General features: G+C 67.6%; 17 protein-coding genes. All 17 read right to left on the bottom strand.

Going from position 1 to position 19060, the window contains the following annotated elements; all coding sequences use genetic code 11:
• Positions 1–18: 18 nt before the first annotated feature.
• Entirely contained in the window at positions 19–1650 is a 1632-nt protein-coding gene (locus STRBO_RS0123550; protein ID WP_005476287.1) for an NADH-quinone oxidoreductase subunit M, read from the bottom strand.
• Entirely contained in the window at positions 1650–3596 is a 1947-nt protein-coding gene (nuoL, locus tag STRBO_RS0123545; RefSeq protein ID WP_020114878.1) for an NADH-quinone oxidoreductase subunit L, read from the bottom strand. The genes STRBO_RS0123550 and nuoL overlap by 1 nt, the downstream gene beginning before the upstream one ends.
• A 14-nt stretch (positions 3597–3610) precedes the next feature.
• Positions 3611–3910 carry an NADH-quinone oxidoreductase subunit NuoK gene (gene nuoK / locus STRBO_RS0123540; protein WP_020114877.1) on the bottom strand — a complete coding sequence of 100 codons (300 nt, stop codon included), beginning with the start codon at positions 3908–3910 and terminating at the stop codon, positions 3611–3613.
• A complete protein-coding gene (locus STRBO_RS0123535; protein ID WP_005476284.1) occupies positions 3907–4860 on the bottom strand; it encodes an NADH-quinone oxidoreductase subunit J in 954 nt (317 codons plus the stop codon). Before STRBO_RS0123535 ends, nuoK begins: the two co-directional genes overlap by 4 nt.
• On the bottom strand, positions 4857–5498 hold the full coding sequence (gene nuoI, locus STRBO_RS0123530) for an NADH-quinone oxidoreductase subunit NuoI (RefSeq protein WP_020113829.1): 642 nt from the start codon (positions 5496–5498) through the stop codon (positions 4857–4859). The genes STRBO_RS0123535 and nuoI overlap by 4 nt, the downstream gene beginning before the upstream one ends.
• Complete coding sequence (nuoH, locus tag STRBO_RS0123525; protein WP_020114876.1) at positions 5491–6867, bottom strand: NADH-quinone oxidoreductase subunit NuoH; 1377 nt, start codon at positions 6865–6867, stop codon at positions 5491–5493. Before nuoH ends, nuoI begins: the two co-directional genes overlap by 8 nt.
• Positions 6864–9389, bottom strand: coding sequence for an NADH-quinone oxidoreductase subunit G (locus STRBO_RS0123520; protein ID WP_005476281.1), 2526 nt, complete (start codon positions 9387–9389; stop codon positions 6864–6866). The genes nuoH and STRBO_RS0123520 overlap by 4 nt, the downstream gene beginning before the upstream one ends.
• Positions 9386–10780 carry an NADH-quinone oxidoreductase subunit NuoF gene (gene nuoF / locus STRBO_RS0123515; protein WP_028796817.1) on the bottom strand — a complete coding sequence of 465 codons (1395 nt, stop codon included), beginning with the start codon at positions 10778–10780 and terminating at the stop codon, positions 9386–9388. Before nuoF ends, STRBO_RS0123520 begins: the two co-directional genes overlap by 4 nt.
• Positions 10777–11607 carry an NADH-quinone oxidoreductase subunit NuoE gene (gene nuoE / locus STRBO_RS0123510; RefSeq protein WP_051085275.1) on the bottom strand — a complete coding sequence of 277 codons (831 nt, stop codon included), beginning with the start codon at positions 11605–11607 and terminating at the stop codon, positions 10777–10779. Before nuoE ends, nuoF begins: the two co-directional genes overlap by 4 nt.
• Before the next feature lie 29 nt (positions 11608–11636).
• Positions 11637–12977, bottom strand: a complete 1341-nt coding sequence (locus STRBO_RS0123505; RefSeq protein ID WP_005476345.1) for an NADH-quinone oxidoreductase subunit D — start codon at positions 12975–12977, stop codon at positions 11637–11639.
• Positions 12974–13699 carry an NADH-quinone oxidoreductase subunit C gene (locus tag STRBO_RS0123500; RefSeq protein ID WP_028796816.1) on the bottom strand — a complete coding sequence of 242 codons (726 nt, stop codon included), beginning with the start codon at positions 13697–13699 and terminating at the stop codon, positions 12974–12976. The genes STRBO_RS0123505 and STRBO_RS0123500 overlap by 4 nt, the downstream gene beginning before the upstream one ends.
• 5 nt (positions 13700–13704) lie before the next feature.
• Positions 13705–14259: a NuoB/complex I 20 kDa subunit family protein gene (locus tag STRBO_RS0123495; RefSeq protein WP_005476276.1), complete on the bottom strand. Its 555-nt coding sequence runs from the start codon at positions 14257–14259 to the stop codon at positions 13705–13707.
• A gap of 15 nt (positions 14260–14274) precedes the next feature.
• Positions 14275–14634 carry an NADH-quinone oxidoreductase subunit A gene (locus tag STRBO_RS0123490; RefSeq protein WP_020114873.1) on the bottom strand — a complete coding sequence of 120 codons (360 nt, stop codon included), beginning with the start codon at positions 14632–14634 and terminating at the stop codon, positions 14275–14277.
• A 790-nt stretch (positions 14635–15424) separates the two neighbouring features.
• Positions 15425–16264 (bottom strand): hypothetical protein, encoded by an 840-nt coding sequence (locus STRBO_RS0123485; protein WP_005476273.1) that lies wholly within the window; start codon positions 16262–16264, stop codon positions 15425–15427.
• Positions 16265–16392: 128 nt separating this feature from the next.
• Complete coding sequence (hypB, locus tag STRBO_RS40410) at positions 16393–17190, bottom strand: hydrogenase nickel incorporation protein HypB (protein WP_051085259.1); 798 nt, start codon at positions 17188–17190, stop codon at positions 16393–16395.
• Positions 17191–17193: 3 nt separating this feature from the next.
• Positions 17194–17535 carry a hydrogenase maturation nickel metallochaperone HypA gene (locus tag STRBO_RS0123475; protein WP_020114871.1) on the bottom strand — a complete coding sequence of 114 codons (342 nt, stop codon included), beginning with the start codon at positions 17533–17535 and terminating at the stop codon, positions 17194–17196.
• Between the two features lie 59 nt (positions 17536–17594).
• A complete protein-coding gene (locus tag STRBO_RS0123470; protein WP_028796815.1) occupies positions 17595–18653 on the bottom strand; it encodes an AraC family transcriptional regulator in 1059 nt (352 codons plus the stop codon).
• Positions 18654–19060 lie beyond the last annotated feature (407 nt).

Here is a 19060-nt window from a genome sequence, read left to right as displayed (position 1 = left end):
GGTGGGAGAAGGACGACATCAGCCGCGGTCTTCGGCAGCCGGGCGGGCGGGCTTCGAGTCCGTGCGGTGGACCTCGGAGAGTGTGGCGTCGACTGCCGGGGCGACGATGTCCGTAACGGGCTTGGGATAGACGCCGAGCGCGATCAGCAGGAACACCAGCGGGGCCACCACGAGCAGTTCCCTGGCCCTGAGGTCGGCCATGGCGGCCACGCCCTTCGCCACCGGGCCGGTCATGGTGCGCTGGTAGAGCACCAGCACGTACAACGCGGACAGCACGATGCCGAGGGTGGCGATGGCGCCCAGCGCCGGGTGGCGGGTGAAGGTGCCGACCAGGACCAGGAATTCGCTGACGAACGGTGCCAGACCCGGCAACGAGAGGTTGGCCAGGCCGCCGATGAGGAAGGCTCCGGCGAGCACCGGGGCGATCTTCTGCACGCCGCCGTAGTGGGCGATCAGGCGGCTGCCGCGTCGGGAGATCAGGAACCCGGCGACCAGCATCAGCGTGGCGGTGGATATGCCGTGACTGACCATGTAGAAACTCGCGCCGACCTGGCTCTGCGGGGTCATCGCGAAGATGCCCAGGACGATGAAGCCGTAGTGGGAGATCGAGGCATAGGCGATGAGGCGTTTGATGTCCTCCTGAGCGACTGCCACCAGTGCGCCGTAGATGATTCCGGTCACGGCGAGCACCATGATCGCGGGCGCGAAGAACCTTGAGGCACCCGGGAACAGCTCCAGGCACAACCGCAGCATCGCGAAGGTCCCGACCTTGTCGACGACCCCCGTGATCAGGGCCGCGGTACCGGCGGTGGCCTCCCCCATGGCGCCCGGCAGCCAGGTGTGCAGCGGCCACAGCGGGGCTTTGACGGCGAAGGCGAAGAAGAAGCCCAGGAACAGTACCCGCTCCGCCACCGGGTCGATGGACAGTCGACCATCGCGGAGCGCACCGGTGAGGGTGGTCAGGTCCAGCGTGCCGTCAGCCCCACTGCCGATCCCGGCCCGGGCGGAGAGCGTGTACAGCCCGATCACGGCGGCCAGCATGACCAAGCCGCCCAGCAGGTTGTACAGCAGGAACTTCAGGGCCGAATGGGAGCGCCGTGCGGCCGCCTCGCCGTCGCCGCCGTCAGCCCGGTCGCCGAAGCCCCCGATGAGGAAGTACACCGGGATGAGCATGGCTTCGAAAACGACGTAGAACAAAAAGACGTCGGTCGCCAGGAAGGACAACACCACCATCGCCTCGACGGCGAGGATGAGGGCGAAGAAGACCTGGGTGCGGCGGCGGTTTCCGAACGGCGCCTCGGCGAGAGGATCCGCGTCGGCGTCATGCCACGAAGCGAGCATCACCAGCGGCACCAGCACCGTGGTGAGCAACACCATCATCGCGGCGATGCCATCCACCCCAAGTGAGAAGCCCACCCCGAAGCTCTTGATCCAGGGGTATGACTCTGTCAGCTGGTAGCGGGCGCCACCCGGATCGAAACGCCCGGCCACGGCGACGGCCAGAGCGAGGGTGGCGCATGCGAAGACCAGGGCGACGGTCTTGGCTGTGCGCCGCCGGGCATCCGTCGTGGCGGCGGGCAGCGCGGCCGTCACCACCGCGCCGACCGCGGGTACCGCCACGGTAAGGGTCAGCAGCGGGAAGGGGCTCATCACAGCGACCTCATCTGGGAAATGGCGGCGACCAGCACCGCGGCACCACCGAACATGGAAAGTGCGTACGACCGGACCTGCCCGGTCTGAAGGCGGCGCAGTTGCCGGGAAAGACCGCCGACCGCGGAGGCAGTGCCTAGGACGGCACCGTCGACGACAGAGTGGTCGAGGCGAACCAGTCGGCGGGTGAGATACCCACCGGCCTTGACGAACACCACGTGATTGACGTCGTCCTGGAACAGATCACGCCGGACGGCCCGTGTCAGCGACGATCCGTGAGGCGTTGTGACGGGGACCGGACGCCGGCCGTACTGCGCCCAGGCCGCGGCCAGGCCGGTCACCAGCGCGACCATGGTGGCCGCGGTCACGGTGGGCGCGCTCACGGGCGGGTGACCGTGGTCGTGGCCGGTGACCGGCTCCAGCCAGTGCAGGAACGCGTCGTTCACGCTGAACAGGCCGCCTGCGAAGACCGACCCGAAGGCCAGCAGGATCATCGGGACGGTCATCGACGCCGGGGACTCGTGCGGCTGCGGCTTCTTCTCTGGTCGCACCCCGATGCCGGGCTCGACGCTGGATGTCTTGTCCGGGCGGACGGTCGACTGCCACCGCTTTTCACCGAAGAAGGTCATCAGCATCACGCGCGTCATGTAGAACGCGGTGATGGCCGCGCCGAGCAGGGCCACGCCGCCGAGGATCCAGCCCTCGGTGCCGCCCTTGGCGAACGCCGCCTCGATGATCTTGTCCTTGGAGAAGAAGCCGGACAGGCCGGGGAAGCCGATGATGGCGAGGTAGCCGAGGCCGAAGGTGACGAAGGTGACCGGCATGTACTTCCGCAGGCCGCCGTACTTGCGCATGTCGACCTCGTCGTTCATGCCGTGCATGACCGAACCGGCACCGAGGAAGAGGCCGGCCTTGAAGAAGCCGTGCGTCACCAGGTGCATGATCGCGAAGACGTAGCCGATGGGACCGAGGCCCGCGGCCAGCACCATGTACCCGATCTGGGACATCGTCGAGCCGGCGAGGGCCTTCTTGATGTCGTCCTTCGCACAACCGACGATCGCACCGAAGAGGAGCGTGACCGCGCCGACGACGGTGGTGACGAGCTGGGCGTCCGGGGCGCCGTCGAAGACGGCGGCGGAGCGGACGATCAGGTAGACGCCGGCGGTGACCATGGTCGCGGCGTGGATGAGGGCCGAGACGGGGGTCGGGCCCTCCATCGCGTCCCCGAGCCAGGACTGCAGCGGCACCTGGGCGGACTTGCCGCAGGCGGCGAGCAGCAGCATCAGGGCGATGGCGGTGAGCCTGCCCTCGCTCGTCTCACCGGTGGCCGCCAGGACCGGCCCGAAGGCGAAGGTCCCGAAGGTGGTGAACATCAGCATGATGGCGATGGACAGACCCACGTCGCCGACGCGGTTGACCAGGAACGCCTTCTTCGCCGCGGTGGCGGCGCTGGGCTTGTGCTGCCAGAAGCCGATCAGCAGGTACGAGGCGAGGCCGACGCCCTCCCAGCCGACGTACAGCAGCAGGTAGTTGTCGGCGAGGACCAGCAGCAGCATCGCCGCGAGGAACAGGTTCAGATAGCCGAAGAAACGGCGGCGGCGCTCGTCGTGCTCCATGTACCCGATGGAGTACACGTGGATGAGCGAGCCGACCCCGGTGATCACCAGGACGAACGTCATCGACAGCTGGTCCAGCTGGAAGGCGACGTCCGCCTGGAAGCCCTCGACGGGGATCCAGCTGAACAGGTACTGGCCCATCTCCCGGTGTTCGGCCTCCTTGCCGAGCATGTCGGCGAACAGGACGACACCGATGACGAAGGAGGCGGCGGCCAGGGCCGTGCCGATCCAGTGGCCGACGGCGTCCAGCCGCCGGCCGCCGCACAGCAGGACGGCGGCTCCGAGCAGGGGCGCCGCGATCAGCAGCGCAATCAGGTTCTCAGCGTTCACGGTTCAGCGACCCCTTACAGCTTCATCAGGCCGGCGTCGTCGACCGAGACCGAGTGGCGGGTGCGGAAGATCGTCACGATGATCGCGAGTCCGACCACCGCCTCGGCCGCGGCGACGACCATCGTGAAGAAGGCGATGACCTGGCCGTCGAGATTCCCGTGCATGCGCGAGAAGGCGACGAGCGTCAGGTTGGAGGCGTTGAGCATCAGCTCCACGCACATGAAGACGACGATCGCGTTGCGCCGGACCAGCACTCCGGTCGCGCCGATACTGAACAGCAGCGCGGCGAGATACACGTAGTTGACAGGGTTCACCGCTGTTCCGCCTGCGCTGGGGTGGAGGTCGTTGCAGAGGGCTGCCCTGCCGGCGACGGCTGGGACTGCGACTCGGTGCGGGCCGCCTCACTCGCCGCGTCGGAGGCGCCCGCAATGAGCGGAGCGCGTAGGGAGCCGTCCTCGCGGCGACGCGGGGGCGTACGGCCTAGCCAGTCGGCGCTGGAGGTTTCCCACCGCTCGATCCCACGCAGTAGGTCGCGGCTTACGTGACGCATCTGGCGACGGGCGCGCAAGGTGGGATTGACGGTGAGCTCGGACGGTGTGCCGTCGGGCAGCAGACCCGGGATGTCGACCGCGTTGTGCCGGGCGTAGACGCCGGGGGCCGGCAGCGGCGCGAGATGCCCGCTACGCACCCGTGCCTCGGACCACTGGCGCTGCGTCTTGGCGCGCCCGATGCGCTCCCGGTGAGTGAGCATCACCGCCCCGACAGTGGCGGTGATCAGGAGAGTACTGGTGATCTCGAAGGCAAGGACGTACTTGGTGAACAGCAGCACGGCGAGGCCCTCCACGTTGCCGTTCGCGTTCGCCGTGCCGAGGCCGTTGAACTCCGTCAGGGAGGCGTTGCCGATGCCCGCGATGAGCAGGATGCCGAAGCCGGCGCCGCACAGGAGGGCCAGCCAGCGCTGGCCCTTGATGGTCTCCTTCAGGGAGTCCGCGGCGGTGACGCCGACGAGCATGACCACGAACAGGAACAGCATCATGATCGCGCCGGTGTAGACGACGATCTGCACGATGCCCAGGAAGTAGGCGCCGTTGGCGAGGTAGAACACCGCCAGGATGATCATCGTTGCGGCGAGGCAGAGCGCGCTGTGCACGGCCCGCTTCATGAAGACGGTGCACAGGGCGCCGATCACGGCGACCGTGCCGAGCACCCAGAACTGGACGGCCTCGCCGGTGGAGGTCGCGTAGGCGGCGAGTTGCTCCGTCATCGGCCGACCGCCTTGTGCGACGCCGGCTCGTCCTCACCGAAGGTGGACGCGGCCTCCTGGGGCTTCTCGCCCTTGGACACGGCCGTCTGCCGCACCGTGCCGGGCGCGGCCTCGGTGACCAGGCCCCGGTAGTAGTCCTGCTCGTCGGTGCCGGGGAAGATCGAGTGGGGCGAGTCGACCATGCCCTCCTCCAGCCCCGCGAGCAGCTGCTCCTTGGTGTAGATGAGGTTGGCGCGGCTGCTGTCGGCCAGCTCGAACTCGTTGGTCATCGTGAGCGCGCGGGTGGGGCACGCCTCGATGCACAGGCCGCACAGGATGCAGCGGGCGTAGTTGATCTGGTAGACGGCGCCGTACCGCTCGCCCGGCGAGTAGCGCTCCTCGTCGGTGTTGTCGGCGCCCTCCACGTAGATGGCGTCGGCGGGGCAGGCCCAGGCGCACAGCTCGCAGCCGACGCACTTCTCCAGGCCGTCCGGATGGCGGTTGAGCTGGTGCCGGCCGTGGAACCGCGGGGCCGTGGTCTTCTGCTGCTCCGGATACTGCTCGGTCAGCCGCTTCTTGAACATGGCCTTGAAGGTCACGCCGAAGCCGGCGACGGGGTTCTGGAAACCCTGCTTGGTCTCTTTCGGCTCCTCAGCCATCGGACGCCTCCCTCCCATTCGAAGATCCGTCACTGTCAGTATCGGACCCGCCACTGACAATCAGCTCCCGCTCCCGGCGCGGACGCCTGCGCGGCACCGGCGGGGGGGTCTGTCCGGGCAGGGGCGGTACGGGGAAGCCGCCGGCCATCGGGTCGAAGGCGGCCGGTTCGGCGGGCTGGTCCTGGGCCTCGCGCCGGTCGCGGAACATGTCGGCGACCACGGAGAGCAGGAACAGCACGATGACGGCACCGGCGACGTACAGGGCGATCTCGGCGAAGTCGTAGTTCTCGTTGCGCAGGGTCCGTACGGTCGCGACGAGCATCAGCCACACCACGGAGACCGGCAGGAGGACCTTCCAGCCGAGCTTCATCAGCTGGTCGTAGCGCACGCGCGGGAGGGTGCCGCGCAGCCAGATGAAGAAGAACAGCAGCAGCTGCACCTTCACCACGAACCAGAGCATCGGCCACCAGCCGTGGTTGGCGCCCTCCCAGAAGGTGCTGATGGGCCAGGGGGCCCGCCAGCCGCCGAGGAAGAGCGTCACCGACACCGCNGAGACGGTCACCATGTTGACGTACTCGGCGAGCATGAACATCGCGAACTTGATCGACGAGTACTCGGTGTTGAAGCCGCCGACCAGGTCACCCTCGGACTCCGGCATGTCGAACGGGGCGCGGTTGGTCTCCCCGACCATCGTCACGATGTAGATGACGAAGGAGACCGGCAGCAGCACGATGTACCAGCGGTCCTGCTGCGCCTCCACGATCGCCGACGTCGACATCGACCCCGAGTAGAGGAACACCGAGGCGAACGCGGCGCCCATGGCGATCTCGTAGGAGATCATCTGGGCCGCGGAGCGCAGGCCGCCGAGCAGCGGGTAGGTGGATCCGGAACTCCAGCCCGCCAGGACGATGCCGTAGATGCCGACCGAGGCGACGGCGAGGATGTAGAGCATCGCGATCGGCAGGTCGGTGAGCTGCATCGTGGTGCGCTGGCCGAAGATCGAGATCTCGTTGCCGGCCGGTCCGAAGGGGATCACCGCGATCGCCATGAAGGCCGGGATGGCCGCGACGATCGGCGCGAGGACGTAGACGACCTTGTCCGCGCGTTTGACGATGACGTCTTCCTTCAGCATCAGCTTGATGCCGTCGGCGAGGGACTGGAGCATGCCCCAGGGACCGTGCCGGTTGGGGCCGATGCGCAGCTGCATCCAGGCGACGACCTTGCGCTCCCACACGATGGAGAACAGCACGGTCACCATCAGGAAGGCGAAGCAGAACACCGCCTTGACGACGACCAGCCACCACGGATCGTGGCCGAAGAAGTCGAGTTGGTCACCGGGTTCGGCCAGAACTGTGAGGTGACGGTTCATCGGGACTCCTCCGCGGTGGTGCCCGCGCCGACGCCGTCCGACGCGATGTCGACAACGCGGCCGGGGCCCGCCCCGAGCGTGCGTGCGGCTCCGCCGTCGGTGGAGTTGAGCGGGACCCAGACCACCCGGTCGGGCATGTCGGGAGTGGCGGCCAGCGGCAGGGTGAGCGACCCGGCAGGACCGGTCACGGTGACCGCGCCGCCGTCCACCGCGCCGATCTCGGCGGCCGTGACGGGCGACATCATGACCGACGCGGGAGAACGGGTGCCTGCGAGGTGGTCGTCGCCGTCCTGCAGCACGCCGTTGTCCAGCAGCTGCCGCCAGCCGGCCAAGATCGCCTGCCCGGCACATGGCCGGGGCAGCGCCTCGGGGGGATCGTCAAGGACGTCCGGTCGTTCCCCTGTCCATGGACCGAGGGTAACCAGCTCACGCCGGGCAGAGGCGACGTCGGGCAGGCCGAGGGACGCGTCCATGGCATCGGACAACATGCTGAGCACCCTGAGATCGGACGGCAGAGGTCGCCGCGTCAGCTGATCGGGCGTGACCGCCGCCTCGAAAGCCCGTATGCGGCCTTCCCAGTTGAGGAAGCTGCCGACCTTCTCCGCAACGGCCGCGACCGGCAGCACCACATCGGCGCGGGTGGTGACTGCGGAGGACCTCAGCTCCAGGCTGACCAGGAACGGCACCCGTTCGATGGCCTTCTCGGCAGCGGCCGGGTCCGGCAGGTCCGCCGTCTCCACACCCCCGACCACCAATGCCCCGAGGTTGCCGCCCGCCGCAGCCGCCAGTATCTGGCTGGTGTCACGGCCATATCCGCCGGGGATGGAGTCCGCACCCCAGACAGCCGCGGTCTCGGCGCGGGCGTCAGGATCACTGTCGGGTCGCCCGCCCGGCAGCAGCCCCGGCAAGGCTCCGGCTTCCACCGCGCCCCGCTCGCCGGCGCGCCGGGGGATCCAGGAGAGCCGCGCCCCGGTGGCCACGGCAAGTCGCACAGCGGCGGTGAGCGCCCCAGGCACGGTAGCAAGGCGCTCTCCGACCACAATCGCCGCGCCCGGGCATCGCAGCAGTTCGCCGGCCCGGGCGCCCTCCCCCGGCGGCGGCTCGTTACCGGCCAGTTGGTCCAGCCGGTCGGCCTCGGTGCCTGGCACGGTCGGCAGCAGCGTGCCACCGAGTTTGGCCAGTCCCCGGGAGGTGTGGGTGGTGAGGGAGAAGACCTGCAGGCCCTTCCGCGCCGCCTTGCGCAGCCGCAGGAAGACGATCGGTGACTCCTCCTCCGGTTCGAAGCCCGCGAGCAGCACAGCCGGTGCGGCCTCCAGATCGCGGTAGGTCAGCCCGGTGCCGTCCACGTCGATGCCGCGCCCGGCGACAGCGGCGGCCAGGAAGTCGGCCTCCTCACCGCTGTGCGGGCGGACCCGGAAGTCGACGTCATTGGTGCCGAGCGCCACCCGGGCGAACTTCGCGTAGGCGTAGGCGTCCTCTACGGTGACTCGGCCGCCGACCAGGACTCCCACACCAGCGGGTTGGCTGCCGCCAGCCCGGTCTCGCGCGGCGACGAGTCCGGCAGCCGCGGTGTGCAGCGCCTCGGGCCAGCTAGCTGTCTCCAGCTCACCGGTCTGCGCGTTCCGTACCAACGGGGTGGTGAGCCGGTCGGGCAGTTGGGCGTAGCGGAACGCGAAGCGCCCCTTGTCGCAGTTCCACTCCTCGTTGACTTCCGGGTCGTCGCCCGCGAGCCGTCGCAGCACCTTGCCGCGCCGGTGGTCGGTGCGCATCGCACAGCCGGCAGCGCAGTGCTCGCAGACGCTCGGCGAGGATATGAGGTCGAACGGACGTGCCCGGAAGCGGTACGCGGCGGACGTCAGCGCGCCAACCGGGCAGATCTGAATGGTGTTGCCGGAGAAGTACGACTCGAACGGGTCGCCCTCTCCGGTGCCCACTCGCTGCAGCGCGCCACGCTCCATGAGATCGATGAAGGGGTCGCCGGCGATCTGGTTGGAGAAGCGGGTGCAGCGGGCGCACAGCACGCACCGCTCGCTGTCCAGAAGTACCTGGGTGGAGATATTGATCGGTTTGGGGAAGGTCCGCTTGACTCCGTCGAAGCGGGACTCGGAGTGGCCGTGCGACATGGCCTGGTTCTGCAGGGGGCACTCGCCGCCCTTGTCGCAGACCGGGCAGTCCAGCGGGTGGTTGATGAGCAGCAGCTCCATCACCCCGCGCTGGGCCTTGTCGGTGACGGGCGAGGTCAGTTGGGTCCTCACGACCATCCCCTCGCTCACCGTGGTCGCGCACGAGGCCAACGGCTTGCGCTGGCCCTCTACCTCGACGACGCATTGGCGGCAGGCGCCGGCCGGGTCGAGCAGCGGATGGTCACAGAACCTGGGGATCTGAATGCCGATCATCTCGGCAGCTCGGATGACCAGGGTTTCCCTGGGCACCTGGAGTTCGATCCCGTCGATGGTGACCTTGACGAGGTCTTGCGGCGGGACGGGAACCGTCCCGGTGGGATTGCCGGTCGCGACAGTCATGGAGCCAGCCCTGCCTTCTGCTGGGCGGGAAGACGGACGGACGTCCGCCTGGCCCGGTGCCGGTCCGCCCAGGCGGTCGACTTGGCCGGGTCGAAGGGGCAGCCCCGGCCCGTGATGTGGTCCTCGTACTCCGCGCGGAAGTACTTGAGGGAGGAGAAGATCGGCGAGGCGGCGCCGTCGCCGAGGGCGCAGAAGGACTTGCCGTTGATGTTGTCGGCGATGTCGTTCAGCTTGTCGAGGTCGGACATGACGCCCTTGCCTGCCTCGATGTCACGCAGCAACTGCACGAGCCAGTAGGTGCCTTCGCGGCAGGGGGTGCACTTGCCGCAGGACTCGTGGGCGTAGAACTCGGTCCAGCGGGTGACGGCGCGCACGACGCAGGTCGTCTCGTCGAAGCACTGCAGTGCCTTCGTGCCGAGCATGGAACCCGCGGCGCCCACTCCCTCGTAGTCGAGGGGGACGTCGAGGTGCTCGTCGGTGAACATCGGGGTCGAGGAGCCGCCCGGTGTCCAGAACTTGAGGCGGTGTCCGGGGCGCATTCCGCCGCTCATCTCCAGCAGCTGGCGCAGTGTGATGCCGAGCGGTGCCTCGTACTGGCCGGGGCTGGTGACGTGGCCGCTGAGCGAGTAGAGCGTGAAGCCGGGGGACTTCTCGCTGCCCATCGACCGGAACCATTCCTTGCCCTTGTGCAGGATGGCGGGAACCGACGCGATGGACTCGACGTTGTTCACGACGGTGGGGCACGCGTAGAGGCCCTCGACAGCGGGGAAGGGAGGACGCAGTCGCGGCTGACCACGGCGGCCTTCGAGGGAGTCGAGCAGTGCGGTCTCCTCACCGCAGATGTACGCGCCCGCGCCCGCGTGCACGGTGATGTCGAGGTCGAGTCCGCTGCCCAGGATGTTCTCGCCGAGGAAGCCGGCCTCGTAGGCCTCACGGACGGCCTCGTGCAACCGCCGCAGCACGGGCACGACTTCACCGCGCAGGTAGATGAAGGCGTGCGAGGAGCGGATGGCGTAGCACGCGATGATCATGCCTTCGAGGAGGCTGTGCGGGTTCGCGAAGAGGAGCGGAATGTCCTTGCACGTCCCGGGTTCCGATTCGTCGGCGTTGACCACCAGATAGTGCGGCTTGCCGTCCCCCTGGGGGATGAACTGCCACTTCATTCCGGTCGGGAATCCCGCGCCGCCCCGGCCGCGCAGACCCGACTCCTTGACGTACGCGATGACCTCGTCCGGAGACATCGCGAGGGCCTTGCGCAGTCCCTCGTACCCCTCGTGCCGTCGGTAGACGTCCAGCGACCAGGACCTGTCCTCGTCCCAGAAGGCCGACAGCACGGGTGCGAGCAGTTTGTCCGGGCTGGTGCCCTTGATCTCGGGTGCCAACGTCATCACTCCCCCTCCTCGGCTGCAGGCCCGGCCGGGTGGGCGGGGTCCGAGGCCGACGTGTCCTGCGGCGCGTCGTGCGAGCTGAGGTGTTCGTTGGGTGACGGCTCGTGCACCGTGCCGCGCGGCTCGTCGTGCGGGCCGCCGTCGCGTGGATGGACCACGCGCGCGGGTCCGCTCTCTCCCCTGGCCAGGCGGAGGCCGGTCAGTGAGGCGTGTCCGGCGCCGCCGCTGGCCTCGACGGCCCCGGGCCGGGTGTCGGGGAAGCCGGCGAGGATCCGCGCGGTCTCCTTGAAGGTGCACAGCGGCGCCCCGCGCGTGGGCTCGACCTCGGCTCCCTCGCGCAGGTCGTCGACGAGGCGCTTGGCGCTGTCGACGGTCTGGTTGTCGAAGAACTCCCAGTTGACCATCACGACCGGCGCGAAGTCGCAGGCCGCGTTGCACTCGATGTGCTCCAGGGTGACCTTGCCGTCGTCGGTGGTCTCCCCGTTGCCGACACCGAGGTGGTCCTGCAGCGCCTCGAAGATCGCGTCGCCGCCCATCACCGCGCACAGGGTGTTGGTGCAGACGCCCACCTGGTAGTCGCCCGAGGGCTTCCGCCGGTACATGGAGTAGAAGGTGGCCACCGCGGTGACCTCGGCCGTGGTCAGGCCGAGCACGTCGGCGCAGAACCGCATGCCGGTACGGGTGACATGGCCCTCCTCCGCCTGCACGAGATGCAGCAGCGGCAGCAGCGCGGACCGGGAGTCGGGGTAGCGGGCGACGACCTCGGCCGCGTCGCGTTCCAGCCGGGCCCGAACGTCGTCCGGGAAATCGGGCGCGGGCAGTTGGGGCATGCCCAGGCTGACGCCCTCGGGGGTGGTGGTCACCGGTCGACGCCTCCCATCACGGGGTCGATGGACGCGACGGCGACGATGACATCGGCGACCTGGCCGCCCTCACACATCGCCGCCATCGCCTGCAGATTGGTGAAGGACGGGTCGCGGTAGTGGACCCGGAAGGGACGGGTGCCTCCGTCGGAGACGACGTGCACCCCCAGTTCGCCCTTGGGCGACTCCACCGCCACGTACGCCTGTCCCGGCGGGACACGGAAACCCTCGGTCACCAGCTTGAAGTGATGGATCAGGGCCTCCATGGACGTGCCCATGATCTTCTTGATGTGATCCAGGGAGTTGCCCAGCCCGTCCGGTCCCAGCGCGAGCTGCGCGGGCCAGGCGATCTTCTTGTCACCGACCATGACCGGGCCGGGCTGCAGCCGGTCCAGACACTGCTCGACGATCCGCAGGGACTGGCGCATCTCCTCCAGCCGGATCAGGAAACGGCCGTAGGAATCACAGGTGTCGGCGGTCGGCACGTCGAAGTCGTACGTCTCGTACCCGCAGTACGGCTGCGCCTTGCGCAGGTCGTGCGGCAGGCCCGCCGAGCGCAGGATCGGACCGGTGGCGCCCAGCGCCATGCAGCCGGACAGATCCAGGTAGCCGACATCCTGCATCCGGGCCTTGAAGATGGGGTTCCCGGTGGCGAGCTTGTCGTACTCGGGAAGGTTCTTCTGCATCTTCTTCACGAACTCGCGGATCTGGTCCACCGCACCGGGCGGCAGATCCTGGGCAAGCCCGCCGGGGCGGACGTACGCGTGGTTCATGCGCAGGCCGGTGATCAGCTCGTAGATGTCGAGAATCAGTTCACGATCACGGAATCCGTAGATCATGATCGTGGTCGCGCCCAGCTCCATACCGCCGGTGGCGATGCACACCAGGTGCGAGGAGAGCCGGTTCAGCTCCATCAGAAGCACACGGATGACCGAGGCACGGTCCGGGATCTCGCCCTCGATGCCGAGGAGCTTCTCCACCGCGAGGCAGTACGCCGTCTCGTTGAAGAACGGCGTCAGGTAATCCATCCGCGTCACGAACGTCGTGCCCTGCGTCCACGTCCGGTACTCGAGGTTCTTCTCGATGCCGGTGTGGAGATAACCGATACCGCACCGGGCCTCGGTGACGGTCTCCCCGTCGATCTCCAGGATCAGCCGCAGCACACCATGGGTGGACGGATGCTGCGGACCCATGTTGACGATGATGCGCTCATCGTCGGACCGGGCCGCGCTCTCGGCGACCTCGTCCCAGTCACCACCGGTGACCGTGTAGACAGTGCCCTCGGTCGTCTCACGCGCCGAGGCGGCGGACTCCGCGGAAGCGTGCTGCGTGTTCATGAGTACGACCTCCGCTGGTCCGGAGCCGGGATCTGGGCGCCCTTGTACTCGACGGGAATACCGCCGAGGGGATAGTCCTTGCGCTGCGGGAAGCCCTGCCAGTCGTCCGGCATCATGATCCGCGTCAGCGCGGGATGGCCGTCGAAGACGATGCCGAAGAAGTCGTACGCCTCCCGCTCGTGCCAGTCGTTCGTCGGATAGACCGACACCAGCGACGGGACATGTGGGTCGGCGTCCGGAGCCGAGACCTCCAGGCGGATCAGCCGGTTGTGGGTGATCGAGCGCAGGTGGTAGACCGCGTGCAGCTCACGACCCTTGTCATGCGGGTAGTGGACTCCGCTCACGCCCGTACACAGTTCGAAGCGCAGCGCCGGGTCGTCACGCAGGGTCCGGGCGACACGCGGCAGGTGCTCACGCTCGATGTGGAAGGTGAGCTCACCCCGGTCGACGACCGTCTTGTCGATCACGCTCTCCGGAACCAGGCCCTGCTCCTCCAGAGCGCCCTCCAGCTCGTCGGCGACCTCGTCGAACCAGCCCCCGTACGGCCTCGCCGACGCACCCGGAAGCCGGATCGAGCGGACCAGACCCCCATACCCGGAGGTGTCGCCCGTACCATCGACACCGAACATCCCGCGGCGCACGGCGATCGCCCCATCTTGTGCAGCGCGCGGGGCGGGCAGGGGACCGTTGTTGTGGACGCCGTCCTCTCCGGCCTCGCTGATCGGGCTCACCTCAGCAGGCCCTCCCTGCTGATCGTCGGAACTACCCGCAGTGCCTCCTGCTCGGCCTGGTCCTCCGCGCGCAGGCGGTTCATCCCCAGCTTCTCCTCACGGATCTTCTGGTGGAGCTTGAGGATCGCGTCCAACAGCATCTCCGGCCGCGGCGGGCAGCCGGGCAGATAGATGTCGACGGGGACGATGTGGTCGACGCCCTGGACGATCGCGTAGTTGTTGAACATGCCGCCCGACGACGCGCAGACCCCCATGGAGATCACCCACTTGGGATTGGGCATCTGGTCGTAGACCTGCCGCAGCACCGGCGCCATCTTCTGGCTGACCCGGCCGGCCACGATCATCAGGTCCGCCTGACGCGGCGACCCCCGGAACACCTCCATCCCGAAGCGCGCCAGGTCGTAGCGCCCCGCGCCCGTGGTCATCATCTCGATGGCACAGCAGGCGAGGCCGAAGGTCGCGGGGAAGACGGACGCCTTGCGTACCCAGCCCGCGGCCTGCTCGACGGTGGTCAGCAGGAAACCGCTCGGCAGTTTTTCTTCGAGTCCCATGGTCTTAAAGGCCCCTCAGTCCCATTCCAGGCCGCCCCGGCGCCAGACGTACGCGTAGGCGACGAAGACGGTGAGCACGAAGAGCAGCATCTCCACGAGCCCGAAAACACCCAGGGCGTCGAAGGTGACGGCCCAGGGGTAGAGGAAGACGATCTCGATGTCGAAGACGATGAAGAGCATCGCCGTCAGGTAGTACTTGATAGGGAAACGCCCTCCGCCGGCCGGCGTGGGGGTGGGCTCGATCCCGCACTCGTAAGCCTCGAGCTTGGCCCGGTTGTAGCGCTTCGGGCCGATCAGCGAAGCCATCGCTACGGAGCCCACCGCGAACGCCGTCGCGATGCCACCGAGTATCAGGATCGACACATAGGCGTTCAAAAGCTGCTGCTCCTCCCACGGCTCGTGCCTGACGGAACACACACTCGCTCAGCCCGGATCGTGTCCTTCGTCAGGCTCGCGAAGGTGGGGGCCCAACCTTCCTGCCCTCTGCCGTGCTCCTGGGCTGCACCCGGTCCAAGGATGTTAGGAATCGGTGCCCGAACCGGCCTCCCCCTCCCGGGGGATTCTTGAGGTGGTGGCAAGGGGCCCATGGGCCCAAGGACCACGGCCAAGCGAGGTGGCGCCCCGCCCAGTGGTGTAACGGCGATCGCCATGAAGTGCCACGGGCCGAATTCGGCGACAGCCGATCGCGCATGCCTCATGGAGCGTCAAGTGGTGACGCCGTCGATGTCATGCTGCCGAGGTCGACGGGGTCGACCACTGAGCCTGTGGGAGCGACTGTCCAGAGCAGACAGGCCGTCAGACCACCGTCGTCGCACGGTGGAAGGTGGTGCGTCTTGACGCACTGGCGGGGCACACGGCGGGACGCGACCCAAGCGGTCCTGAGGCAGGTCACGGACAGCATGCGCGACTGAAAGCCCGGACGCGCCGGCACCGTGGTCGATCGCGGTTCCCTCCTGCGCGGACAACCTCGCTTCACCTCACCGGCGCCGTCGGCCACCACATCCTTGGCACGCCGCGCATGCGTGAGGGAGGTGCGCCCGGTCGAGGCCACGTTCGCCCGGCAGGGCCACTGCCGGTAGATCCGCCACATCCTGTGCGGTGGCCATCCCGCTGAGCAGCGGGCGGGCCGCCCTCTACCGCCACCCTTCGCGTGCCCGGGGCACGCTCAACTCGTCGAGACCGGCTCGAAGAGTCCGATGTCGACCGCGGCTCGAGCCCGGGCTCCTGCCGCAGCCGCCGCGACAATCATCTCGGCGTCGTCTGTTCGGCGGATCTCGATGGCCGCGCTCTCCGGTGATTCGCGGTGGGCCATCAGCCAGTCGTGGAGCAGCCATTCGATCGCGCCTGCGGCCACGTCAGGGTCGGCATCCTCGTCAACTGCCGCGGCAGTCACCGCCCTGAGTGCTTCCCGGTGCTCATCGAGAGCGGCATCTTTGAGTACCCCCGAACTGTCGAACAGCAGCATGGACAACGTGAGTGGGTAGCGGTGTCCATCCTCGCTCTGTACGATCCAGCGGCTCCCACGCCAGGGCTGTGTCTCGTCGACCACACACATCTGCCCCCGCCCGGCCACGACTCCGAGGGAAGGCTCGTCCAGCTCGCCGGCGAGCGGCGAGGGCCCCGCTGTCCCCAGTGCCATACGCGCCCGCGCCGCGACCAACTGCGCCGTCCCGATGATTTGACCGCCGCGCCTCTCCACGGTGAGCCCGGCGGGCGCGAGCGCCGCTGCGTACTCGTGGCACAGCCGATCGAGCGTGCGGTGCAGCGTACGAAGATTCCTTGCGTCCTCGGCCGAGCTGACCGGCCATCCGCCTCCCAGAAACTCACCGAAGCGGTTGACCGCGTCGATCAGGGCGTCGTCCAGCGCTGACAAATGCGTCGGTACCAGCCGCTGAGGTTCGTCGTCGACACGCAGCAGATCGGGGAGGCTGATCGGCGTACCCGCCTCGGACATCCAGTGGAACCCGATCTGCTCGTCGGCCTGGGCGATCGAGGGGCGACTCATCGCAGTCTTCCTTGCGCGGCGGTTGCGCGTGCAGACAGATGCGTCTGTTCGCTGTTCACGAAAATTCCTTCGCTGTAGGCGGATCGGCCTTCCGGAGGATGACAGCGCCACCCTCGATGCGCCTGCGATCAGGTCAGGGCCGCGTCGGCGTCCAGCCGGAGTTCTGGCAGCTTTGTGAGCAGCCAGTTGCACCACTCGTCGACACCCTCGCCCGTACGCGCACTGACCTCGATGGTGATGACTCCCGGATTGACAGCACGAAGGTTGGCGTGAAAGGCGTCGAGGTCATAGTCCAGGTGCGGCAGCAGATCGATCTTGTTGATGAGCACCAGATCCACGGAGCGGAACATCACGGGATACTTGAGCGGCTTCTCTTCGCCCTCGGTGATCGCGTACACCATCGCGCGTGCGCTTTCTCCGACATCGAACTCGGCGGGGCACACGAGATTTCCCACGTTCTCGATCAGTACGAGATCGAGCTCTTCCAAAGGGAGTCGCGGCAGCGCCGAGCGGACCATCGGGGCATCGAGGTGGCACTCGCCTCCGAAGCCGTCACCGGTGTTGACCAGCACAACTGCCGCACCGAGTCCGGCCAGCCGATCCGCGTCCAGGCTTGTTTCGATATCGCCCTCGATGATGCCTGTCCGGACGGAGTCCGCCAGCCGGCGCAGAGTCTCCCGCAGCAGAGTGGTCTTTCCCGCGCCAGGGGAAGACATCACGTTGACTGCGCAGACCGCGCTCGCAGCGAAATCCGCCCGGTTTTCGGCAGCGGTGTGGTCGTTCTCCGCGAAGATACGCTCAAGAACGGAGACTCGCTCGCGGCCTGTCCGATACGAGGAGTGATCACCGATATCGTGAGGATCATCGCTGTGATCGTGCTCATGCTCATGCACCATGCCATCCGCATGCCGGTGGAATCGACCCACGGTTCAACCCTCCGAGATATCTATTGACGTGATGAGAAATTCATCGCCCGCGACGACTGATACCTGGCTACTGCCGCAGGTGCCACAGAGGAACATCGGAAACTTTCCGATCTCGGTGGTCTCCTCACAGTCGCGGCAGGCAATACTCGCCCGCACGTTGTCGACCTCCAGGACGGATCCGTCCAGCGCGGTGTCGGCGCTGACCAGCGCCCAGCAGTACACGAGGGTGTCCGGGACGATCTGTCGGAGCTGACCGACCTGAACGTGGATTTTCTCCACCCGACGCCCGACGGCGTGTTGAGTCACGATGCCGGCGATGGACCCACAGATCGAGAGTTCGTGCACGGACTTCCTTGACTTTCTTGAGAGTCATGCAGGTCGGCAGACGATACCCCCCGCAGCAGTTATCTCCGCAAGGTCTCCGACGGAGATTCCCCCCAGCGCTTCTTGTACAGCGCCGCGAATGTGCCTAGGTGGTTGAACCCCCAACGCTCGGCAACGGTGGTGACGGTGACGCCTTGGGACGGTTCGGCATCCGTGAGGTCTTCGCGGCTTCGTTCAAGGCGCCGGTCGCGCAGGTATCCCATGGGCGTGACACCCAACTCGTCCCGGAAACCCTGCTGGATCGATCGCGCACTGACGCCGACGTGATCGACGATGTCGGACATGCTGATCGGCTCCGCCAGGTGGTGTTCGATGTAGTCGATCGCACGACGCACCGCACGCCGTCCGGGCGGCACCGTCGGCCGGGTCGAGATCTCGTGATAGGTCGACGACTGGAGCATGAGCAGGGTACTCATCAGGAAGTCCTCAAGTGGTCCGATACCCAGGCCGCGTCGGACGAGCGAGCCGCTGTAGAACACCTCGGTATGTAGGAGTTGCACCGCTCCATGCCAACGCATCGCGGCATCGCCCGCAAGGTCGAGAGTGGGTTCGAACACGAGAGGACGGGTGAGCAGGCGACCGAGGAAGCGGGTCAAGTAACGCTCAAGCGCTTCCTGCTCGATCCGGAGGATCAGCTGAGGCGAGTCGTGATCGAACCGGATCTCCAGTGGGTCGCCCGGGTTGGTGACGACCGCGTTGACGCTGTGGGCCTCGAACGGCTTTCCGCCGACCTTACCCACGGCTCGGCCGTTCAAGGGCATGTGGACCGCGAAGTACGGCCCGCAGTGAGCCATGTCGATGGTCGCGGCGACGTGCAGGTCGAGGTAGAGCAGGCTGAGATCGCGCAGCCGAACACCGTGCAGACTCGCCGCGAACCCGTTGGATCCGATCGCGCCGAGCGTGAGGCGATTGGGGGCCAGCGCCTTTCCGAGCAGCTCTGATGCCTCGGAGGGATCCTCTGTGTAGAAGACCTCGTGGCTCTCCAGAGCCGGGGGCACTCCACGGCTGCGCACCCGCCGCCGTATGGGCTCCGTCGTGCGGCGGGCATCGATGAAGCCGAGCCTGGACAGACGTGGCACAGAGAGCCTCTCGTTGACGTCGCAACGCATCGCGCGTTGATGTCCCCGCCGTTCCGGAACATGCTGCCCGACCCGCGCCCGACCATCAACCTCAGGTGGGCCTGCGCCTGACAAGGCAGCGACGCCCCGTTCCGCTCACGCCTCGACGGACGACGGACGACGGACGACGGACGGATACGCATACCGGGGCATGCCAGGAACGAGGGTGGCGTCGGGTACGGGCGGCCTCCCGGCCCCAGAGGACTGCAGGCAGGCCGCGAGACGGGTCGCCCCTTCACCGGACTGCGGTCGGCCCAGGAAGGCGGTGTCGCACATCAGCGCCGACCATGTCGTTATTCCGACAAGTTCAATGCGCAATCACGATAGTCCCTTCGTATCTGCGGTAGGCACCAGGCATTTCCGCCCCT

The sequence above is a fragment of the Streptomyces bottropensis ATCC 25435 genome (genome assembly GCF_000383595.1).
Taxonomy (GTDB): Bacteria; Actinomycetota; Actinomycetes; order Streptomycetales; family Streptomycetaceae; genus Streptomyces; species Streptomyces bottropensis.
Note: the sequence above shows the minus strand (reverse complement) of the source record. Positions and strands in the feature narration are given on the sequence as shown.